General features: G+C 68.0%; 3 protein-coding genes. 1 reads left to right on the forward strand and 2 read right to left on the reverse strand.

The window, feature by feature from the left end:
- Nucleotides 1–256: 256 nt before the first annotated feature.
- A complete protein-coding gene (locus Q8Q88_RS08190) occupies nt 257–1,015 on the reverse strand; it encodes a class I SAM-dependent methyltransferase (protein ID WP_371129832.1) in 759 nt (252 codons plus the stop codon).
- 175 nt (nt 1,016–1,190) lie between these two features.
- A complete protein-coding gene (locus Q8Q88_RS08195; protein ID WP_305674707.1) occupies nt 1,191–2,033 on the reverse strand; it encodes a class I SAM-dependent methyltransferase in 843 nt (280 codons plus the stop codon).
- Between the two features lie 233 nt (nt 2,034–2,266).
- Between Q8Q88_RS08195 and Q8Q88_RS08200 the strand changes: the two genes are divergently transcribed.
- Nucleotides 2,267–2,539 (forward strand): Hsp20 family protein (locus Q8Q88_RS08200; RefSeq protein ID WP_305583113.1); only part of this gene is annotated, 273 nt, incomplete at its 3' end.

Raw genomic sequence — 2,539 nt, forward strand, 5'->3', positions numbered from 1 at the left:
CGAACCGAGCCACGCGATCCCGAAGATCCAGAGAATACGGCCGACCCATCCAAGCTGGCCTCCTGCCCAGCCTGGACCTTGAATCATGATCCGCAGATATCCGGAATCCCGATTCAGCTAAGAGCGGTCACGCTCTAGCGCCCCTCAAGGCAGTCATCTCGGAAGCCGCGCAACGACGGCGCCCCATTCCGCCGCCACGGCGCGTATGGGTCCCGGCTCTCGGCTTCGCTGCAGCCGGGATGACACCTCGGATTTGCTACGCCGACGGTTTGACAAACCTCAGGGTCATCCGGTCGCTCTCGCCGATGGCGTCGTATTTCGCGCGGTCGAAGGCCGGGTCCTCGGGCTCGCCGCGCGGCGCGGTCAGGCGCACGGGCGGCAGGGTCCAGACCCCGAAGGGATGGTCGTGGGTGTCCTTTGGGTTGGCGTTGATCTCGCTGGCCTTGTCCAGGGCGAAGCCGGCCTCCTCGGCCAGACGCACCGCATAGGCCTGGTCGACATAGCCGTCGGCGGCGAGGGCATCCTGCACCCCGCCGGGCGCGGCGCGGTGCTCCTCGACGCCGAGGACGCCGCCGGGCTTCAGCGCGGCGAAGGCGCCGCGGAACGCCTTCTCGACGATGCCCGCCGCCATCCAGTTGTGCAGGTTGCGCAGGAACAGCACCAGGTCGGCGGTCCCGGCCGGCGCCACCGGGCCGCTGGTCGCCCCGAAGGCGGTGATCTCCACCGCGCCATAGAGCTTGCGGTTGGCCTCCAGCTTGCGCCGGAAGGCCTCGACCGTCTCGGTCGCCGCCGCGTCGGCGGGCTCGAGATTGGCGGCGATCAGCTTGCCGTTGTTGGCCGCCAGATAGGGGGCGACGATATCGGTGTACCAGCCGGCGCCGGGCCAGAACTCCACCACCGTCTGGCCGGGCTTCAGACCCCAGAATTCCAGACTTTCGACGGGATGGCGCCAGGGATCGCGGGCCTTGTCGGCGGCGGTGCGCCAGCCTCCGGCCACCGCGTCCTGCAGGGTCATGGCGCCCTTAACAGGCGCTGCCGGGGTCTCAGCCTTACGACCGCACGAGGCCAGGGCGAGCCCGCTCAACAGGGCGTTTCGGCGCGAAAGCAGGGCCGCTGAAATCAAGGAATACGCCCCATCCGAGGAACCACCGTCCGGGTTAGACTGACCCGAGACGGTGGTCAAAGCGTGGCTACTTCTTCACGAAGCGCAGGGTCATCCGGTCGCTCTCGCCGATGGCGTCGTATCTCGCGCGGTCGAAGGCGGGGTCCTGGCTGCGCCCGCCCTGCACGGTCCAGCGCGACGGCGGCAGGGTCCAGACGCCGAAGGGGTGGTCCTTGGTGTCCTTGGGATTGGCGTTGACCTCGGACTTGGCGGCCAGCTTGAAGCCGGCCTTCTCGGCGGCGGCGATCACATTGGCCGTGGAGACATAGCCGTCGCGGGCGTCGGCGATCTGGTCGCGGGTCGGATCGGCGCGGTGCTCCTCGACGGCCAGCACGCCGCCCTTCTTCAGGACCGTCGCGAAGTCCTTCATCGACTTGTCGACCATGCCCTCGGTCCACATCCAGTTGTGGATGTTGCGCGCGGTGATGACCATGTCGGCCGAGCCCGGCGCGCCGAGCGGGCCGGACACCGCGCCGAAGCCCACATAGGAGATCTTCCCGAACTTGGCCTCGTCGGCGTACTTGGCCTCGAAGTCGGCGCGGGCCTTGCGGCCGGCGTCGGTCATCTTCGGATTGGCGAGGTCGCCCACCCCGGCCACGTAGGTCCCACCGGTGGCCTTGGCGTAGGGGCCGAGGATCTCGGTCCAGTAGCCGGAGCCCGGCGAGATCTCGATGATCGTCTGCTTGGGCTTCACGCCCCAGAAGGCCAGGGTCTCGTAGGGATGGCGCGCGGCGTCACGCGCGACATGGGTTTCGCCGCGCTGGGCGCCGGCGACGGCGGCCTTCAGCGCCTTGTCCTCGGCCGCCGCGGCGGGTTGGGAAAGCGCGATCAGCGCGCCGGCGGCGAGCAGGACAAATCGACGGGTGGACATCTTTCGAGCGCCTCGGCTGTTTGCGGATTGGGCGCTAACCTAGGGCGCATCGCGATCCTGGCAAGGCGTCTTGCAAGGTGTCTGGCGAGGCGCCCCTTGAACCAGAATTCAGCCCTCCCACCTAAGCACTCGAAGGCGCTGGACATCCGGGCCTTCCGGGCAATGCACGAGGCCAACCTGGCTCGCGCGCCGTCCGATCACGTCGCAACCTTGCTTATTGAAGAAGGCTCAACATGCGTACTATCGACTTCTCCCCGCTCTACCGTTCGGTCGTCGGTTTCGACCGCCTGGCCGACCTGCTGGAAACCGCCCGCGTCGACGCGGCCGCCGGTTATCCGCCCTACAATATCGAGCGCACCGACGAAAACGCCTACCGCGTCGAGATCGCGGTCGCCGGCTTCCGTCCGGAAGAACTGAACATCGAGGTCAAGGAAAACCTCCTGACCGTCCAGGGCCGCAAGGCCGCCAACGACGACCAGCGCAAGTACCTCCACCGCGGCCTGGCC

This window comes from Phenylobacterium sp., assembly GCF_030697925.1.
GTDB lineage: Bacteria > Pseudomonadota > Alphaproteobacteria > Caulobacterales > Caulobacteraceae > Phenylobacterium.